This window comes from Nocardioides sp. (assembly GCF_031422975.1).
In the GTDB taxonomy this organism is placed as follows: Bacteria; Actinomycetota; Actinomycetes; order Propionibacteriales; family Nocardioidaceae; genus Nocardioides.
Genome location: NZ_JANPEO010000439.1, coordinates 1 through 5,447, shown reverse-complemented (window position 1 = coordinate 5,447; position 5,447 = coordinate 1). Strand labels below are relative to the sequence as shown.

Sequence of the window (5,447 nt, the reverse complement as noted above, 5' to 3'; positions counted from 1 at the left end):
ACGGCGTGACGCGTGAGCGGATCCGCCAGATCGAGTCGAAGACGATGAGCAAGCTGCGTCACCCGAGCCGCTCCCAGGTGCTGCGCGACTACCTCGACTGATCCGACGTCGCCTGCCACCCGCGGGCACCCTTGCTCCGTGTGGGCTCGCGCGCGTTGGCAGGTGCGCTGCGATCAACTGGCGGCCGCCGACATGTGATCGGCCGAAGTCCATGTCGGGCGCCGCCAGTTGGTCCGGGCCGGCCCACAGGCGTCCAGGCTCAGCCAGCGGCCACGAGTGCCACACACAGCCCGCAGAAGGCCAGCCCGAGCGCCTGACCGCGATGGATGGGCTCGCGCAGCACCGTCGCAGCGAGCAGGATCGTGAACGCGGGGTAGAGCGAGGTGAGCACCGCGGCCACGGTCAGGAGCCCGGACTGGGTGGCGAGCAGGAAGCCGAACGCAGCCGCACTCGCCAAGGCACCGGCCAGCAGGCCGCCCGTCACCTCGGAGCGGGCCCGGGGCAGCCAGCCGGCCCTGAGGAGCGTCGCCGTGGTCACCACGGCGAGTAGGGCCGCGGCTTGTGCGAGGACCAACGGCCAGTAGCCGGCGCCTTCGGGGACCTGGCCGATCGCCGCGAACAGAAGGCCGAAGCCGAGCCCGGCCAGGACGCCGTCCACCAGACCAGCAGCGACGTTGTCCCCGCCCGGCTCGCGGCTGACCAGCCAGATGCCGGGGACCGCCGCGGCGATGCCCAGCCAGACGAGCAGCTCGGGACGTTCGCCGGTGGTGACGCCCACCACGACCGGCAAGATGGCGGCGCCCACGGCGGACACGGGGGCAACCACGCCCATCCGGCCAGCCGCCAGTCCGCGGTAGAGGAACGCGCCACCGAGTCCGGCGCCGACGCCCGCCAGGGCACCCCAGGCGAGAGCGCCACCTGTGGCACGGCCGTCGGTGGCCAGCGCGATCAGGACCGAGCAGGCGAATGCGCCGACGGCGCCCATGGACGCGACCGGCCAGGGCGACGTGCGGCGGGCCGCCACCCCGCCGACGAAGTCCGAGAGGCCGTAGCCGAGAGCCGCCCCGAGGGCCAGCAGGACGCCCATCAGCCGGTCACCACGACGCCGACCACCCACGTGGCGACGGCCAGCAGCGATGCTGTGAGCTCGATCAGCAGGGAGAGGCCGACCGCCTTGAGGGCCTGGCGGGTCGCCGGAGGGGCGGCCACCGGGCCGAGGCGACGGCGCTCGGCGGCGTACACCCCCAGCACGAAGCCGAGGAACAGTCCGATCACCGGGATCACGAAGAAGCCGATGACGCCCAGGACGCCGCCGATGATCATGGTCGAGCGCGGGACTCCGGCCGCCTTGAGGCGGCGGCCGGGCACGACATACTTCACCACGGTTCCGGCTGCCAGGAACGTGGTGGCGACGGCGAAGACCACCCAGCCGCTCGAGGTGTTGAGGTCGACGGCCCACAGGAGGAGGCCGCCGAGGATCAGCAGCAGGCCGGGGATCACCGGGACGATGATGCCCGCGATACCGACCACGAGCAGGACGGCGACAACGAGTTCGGTGGCGCTCACGAGGCGAGCCTTCCACAGCACGGTGGGACAGACGAAGGACGGCCCCCGACCATCAGGTCGGGGGCCGCCTCAACGTCGTGGGCGTCGGCTCAGTGCTCGCTCTCGCGGGCACCGGCCGGCGTGGGCTCGAGCTTGTGCGTCTCGTCGTGCACGTTGGCCGCGATCGAACGGAGCTTGTCTCCGTGTTCACGGGCGTGGTGGGCACAGAAGAGCAATTCACCGCCGGTCTGAAGCTCGACACGCAGGTAGGCCTGTGCACCGCAGCGGTCGCAGCGGTCACCCGCCGTCAGGGCGGCAGGCTGGGGGGCAATGGCAGTATTCACATCGGCCTCATTTCTCTCCATCGGTGTCTGGCCCAACGTAGCCACCGGGTCAAAGATTCCCGGCTGGTGCGATCGGGGTGGGACGGGCCCATCCTGTCACTGATCCGTCTGCTGGGAGGAGTTACCCCCAACCGTGGGACGTATCAAGTGTTCGGAGCGTTGCGGTCGAACGGATTGCGTACTGCGAATGAGATCACGCTAGCCCTGTAGCGACCTTGGAACGGGCAGCGTGCCCTGCACTGGTCCACGGCGTGTCGCGGGTAGGTTTTCTCCCTGTGGCGGCACCAGCAGACAACACGTACAACGCAGCACACCTACTCGTCCTCGAGGGGCTCGAAGCGGTCCGCAAGCGCCCGGGCATGTACATCGGCTCGACCGACACCCGCGGGCTGATGCACTGCCTGTGGGAGATCATCGACAACGGGGTCGACGAGGCGCTCGCGGGCGTCGCCCGTCGCGTCGAGATCACCCTGCACCCCGACGACTCGGTGGAGGTCTACGACGACGGGCGCGGCATTCCGACGGACAAGGAGCCCAAGACGGGGCTCCCCGGCGTCGAGGTGGTCGCCACCAAGCTGCACGCCGGCGGCAAGTTCGGCGGCGGCTCCTACGTCGCCACCGGCGGCCTGCACGGCGTCGGCCTCTCGGTCGTCAACGCGCTCTCGTCGCGGATGGACATCGACGTCGACCGCTCCCCGACCCAGCAGGGCCTCTCGTTCCAGCGGGGCGTGCCCGGCGTGTTCTCCGGCGACGGCCCGTCCGCGACCTTCACGGCCCAGTCGGGCCTGACGCGCAAGGGCAAGCGGGTCGCGAAGGGCAAGACCGGCACCCGGGTCCACTTCTGGCCGGATCGACAGATCTTCACCAAGGACGCCGGCGTCGAGCTCGAGGGACTGCTCGGACGGGCCCGTCAGACGTCCTACATCGTCCCCGGCCTCGAACTCGTCATCAACGACCAGCGCGGCCCCGAGCCGGTCTGCGAGAAGTTCCTCCACGAGGGCGGGATCAGCGAGTTCGCCGACTTCCTCTCCCAGGGCGAGCCGGTCACCGACATCCTGCGCCTGCAGGGGATGGACACCTTCACCGAGACCGTGCCGCTGCTCGACGACCAGGGTCACATGACCCCCCAGGAGGTCGAACGCGAGCTGACCGTCGACGTGGCACTGCGCTGGTCCAACACCTACGACACCCAGGTCCGCTCCTACGTCAACGTGATCGCCACCCCCAAGGGCGGCACCCACGTCAGCGGCTTCGAGCAGGCGATCACCTCCACGTTCAACGACGTCATGCGCTCGGCCAAGGTGCTCAAGGTCAACGACGACAACGTGATCAAGGACGACGTGCTGGAGGGCATGACGGGCGTGGTCACCGTCCGGCTCGCGGAGCCGCAGTTCGAGGGGCAGACCAAGGAGATCCTCGGCACGCCTGCCGCCCGCAACGTCGTGCGCAAGGTCGTCGCGTCGGAGCTGAGGAACTTCCTCACCTCCACCAAGCGTGCCGACAAGGCCCAGGCCAAGCTGGTCATGGAGAAGGTCGTCGGCGCCTCCAAGACCCGGATCGCGGCCAAGCAGCACAAGGAGACCCAGCGCCGCAAGAACGCTCTCGAGTCCTCCGCGCTGCCCGCCAAGCTCGCCGACTGCCGATCGGCCGACAACGAGCGCACCGAGCTGTTCATCGTCGAGGGTGACTCGGCGCTGGGCACGGCGAAGTTCGCCCGTGACTCCGAGTACCAGGCACTGCTCCCGATCCGCGGCAAGATCCTCAACGTCCAGAAGGCCTCCGTCGGCGACATGCTCAAGAACACCGAGTGCGCCTCGATCATCCAGGTCGTGGGGGCCGGCTCGGGGCGGACCTTCGAGCTGGAGGCCGCCCGCTACGGCCGGATCATCTTCATGGCCGACGCCGACTCCGACGGCTCGCACATCCGCTGCCTGCTCGCCACGCTGTTCTTCAAGTACATGCCCGAGCTGCTCACGGCCGGTCGCGTCTACACCGCGGTGCCGCCGCTGCACCGGATCGAGCTGACCAACCCCAAGAAGGGGACGGAGAAGTACGTCTACACCTACTCCGATGACGAGCTGCACCGAAAGCTGGCGGAGCTGAAGAAGAAGAACCTGCGCTGGAAGGAGCCCCCGCAGCGCTACAAGGGGCTCGGCGAGATGGACGCCGACCAGCTCGCGGAGACGACGATGGACCCGCGCCACCGCACCCTGCGCCGGCTGACGGTCGACGACGCGGAGGTGGCGGCCCAGGTCTTCGAGCTGCTGATGGGCTCAGACGTCGCGCCGCGCAAGGAGTTCATCGTGCAGGGTGCCTACGAGGTCGACGTGGAGTCGCTCGACGCGTAGGACCCTCAGCGGGGCAGGAGGGCCTGCAACACCGCGTGGGCCTCGATCAGGGAGGGGCCGTACCACGTGATCAGCCGCCCCTCGACGAGCTCGGTCGGCGTCCGTGCGAACGACTCGGGTCCGTCGTCGGCGGTGAAGACGTAGGGCTCGTCGGGCAACAGCACCGCGTCGGCGCCGGCGCCGTCGATGACGGCCAGGTCGAGGGCGGGGTAGCGCTCCGCGTGGTCGGCGAAGACGTTGGGCAGGCCGGCGCGGGCCAGCAGGTCGCCGGTGAAGGTGTCGCGGCCGACGACCATCCACGGATCGCGCCAGATGGGTACGGCGACGCGCGCTCGCGCAGGGGTGGGGTCTGTGCACCACAGCTGTCGGGCCGTGCCGAGCCAGGCAGGCCGGTCCCAGCCGAGCGCTTCGTCGAAGAGCCGTTCCATGGACGCGATCGACTGCGGCACCGTCTCGATGTCGGTCACCCACACCTCGACACCGGCGGCACGCAGCCGGCGGACGTCGAGCTCGCGGTTCTCCTCCTTGTTGGCGATCACGAGGTCGGGTGCGAGCGCGGCGATCGCGCGGGTGTCCGGATTCTTGGTGCCCCGGATCCGCGGCACCTCGAGGTCGCCGGGGTGGGTGCACCAGTCGGTCACGCCGACGAGCGCGCCCCGGTCGACGCTGGCGAGTGCCTCGGTGAGAGAGGGGACGAGGCTGACCACGCGGCGTACGACCGCCGGGCGGCGGGCGAGGGGGGTCCCCAGGTCGTCGATCACACGTTGCGGCGGTATTGCCCGCCGACCTCGAAGAACGCCTCGGTCACCTGCTGCAGGGAGCACACGCGCGCCGCGTCCATCAGCACCGCGAAGACGTTGTCGCCGTTCACCGCTGCTTCCTTGAGCCGTGCCAGCGCCTCGGTCGCCTCGGCGGTGTGCGCGGCCTGGAACGCCCGGACGCGGGAGAGCTGCGACTCCTTCTCCGCCTCGGTCGCCCGGGCCAGCTCGACCTCGGGCGGGGAGACGTCCGAGTCGGGCTTGACGAAGGTGTTGACGCCGACGATGGGCAGCGAGCCGTCGTGCTTGCGGTGCTCGTAGAGCATCGACTCGTCCTAGATGCGGCCGCGCTGGTAGCCGGTCTCCATCGCGCCGAGCACCCCCCCGCGTTCGGAGATGCGGTCGAACTCCGCGAGCACAGCTGTCTCCACGAGGTCGGTCAGCTCGTCGAC

Annotated in this window: 6 protein-coding genes and 1 pseudogene; 2 read left to right on the top strand and 5 right to left on the bottom strand. The window is 69.9% G+C overall.

Features of this window, described 5'->3' with window-relative positions; genetic code table 11:
- A partial coding sequence (locus RMO85_RS13250) for a sigma factor-like helix-turn-helix DNA-binding protein (protein WP_310529195.1) occupies window positions 1-101 on the top strand: 101 nt, incomplete at its 5' end.
- 158 nt (window positions 102-259) lie between these two features.
- On the opposite strand, the gene RMO85_RS13245 is transcribed toward RMO85_RS13250, so the two are convergent.
- The 3 genes from RMO85_RS13245 to RMO85_RS13235 all read right to left on the bottom strand — a co-directional run bounded on the left by RMO85_RS13245 (window position 260) and on the right by RMO85_RS13235 (window position 1,910).
- On the bottom strand, window positions 260-1,087 hold the full coding sequence (locus RMO85_RS13245) for a DMT family transporter (protein WP_310529192.1): 828 nt from the start codon (window positions 1,085-1,087) through the stop codon (window positions 260-262).
- Complete coding sequence (locus RMO85_RS13240; protein ID WP_310529191.1) at window positions 1,087-1,566, bottom strand: DUF456 domain-containing protein; 480 nt, start codon at window positions 1,564-1,566, stop codon at window positions 1,087-1,089. The genes RMO85_RS13245 and RMO85_RS13240 overlap by 1 nt, the downstream gene beginning before the upstream one ends.
- Window positions 1,567-1,655: 89 nt before the next feature.
- Window positions 1,656-1,910: a hypothetical protein gene (locus tag RMO85_RS13235; protein WP_310529194.1), complete on the bottom strand. Its 255-nt coding sequence runs from the start codon at window positions 1,908-1,910 to the stop codon at window positions 1,656-1,658.
- Window positions 1,911-2,248: 338 nt separating this feature from the next.
- On the opposite strand from RMO85_RS13235, the gene RMO85_RS13230 reads away from it, so the two are divergent.
- Window positions 2,249-4,237, top strand: a complete 1,989-nt coding sequence (locus tag RMO85_RS13230) for a DNA topoisomerase IV subunit B (RefSeq protein ID WP_310529193.1) — start codon at window positions 2,249-2,251, stop codon at window positions 4,235-4,237.
- A 5-nt stretch (window positions 4,238-4,242) separates the two neighbouring features.
- Here the strand turns inward: RMO85_RS13230 and RMO85_RS13225 are convergent, their stop codons facing one another.
- Window positions 4,243-4,998, bottom strand: coding sequence for a helical backbone metal receptor (locus RMO85_RS13225; RefSeq protein ID WP_310529190.1), 756 nt, complete (start codon window positions 4,996-4,998; stop codon window positions 4,243-4,245).
- Window positions 4,995-5,447, bottom strand: a pseudogene (locus RMO85_RS13220) (methylmalonyl-CoA mutase family protein); the annotation flags it as partial. The gene RMO85_RS13225 and the pseudogene RMO85_RS13220, both read right to left, overlap by 4 nt.

What these genes read in the sequence shown, in the direction of transcription:
- RMO85_RS13245 (WP_310529192.1), bottom strand. Translation starts at nt 1,087, where the DNA reads ATGGGCGTCCTGCTGGCCCTCGGGGCGGCTCTCGGCTACGGCCTCTCG.
- RMO85_RS13235 (WP_310529194.1), bottom strand. Translation starts at nt 1,910, where the DNA reads ATGGAGAGAAATGAGGCCGATGTGAATACTGCCATTGCCCCCCAGCCT.
- RMO85_RS13230 (WP_310529193.1), top strand. Translation starts at nt 2,249, where the DNA reads ATGTACATCGGCTCGACCGACACCCGCGGGCTGATGCACTGCCTGTGG.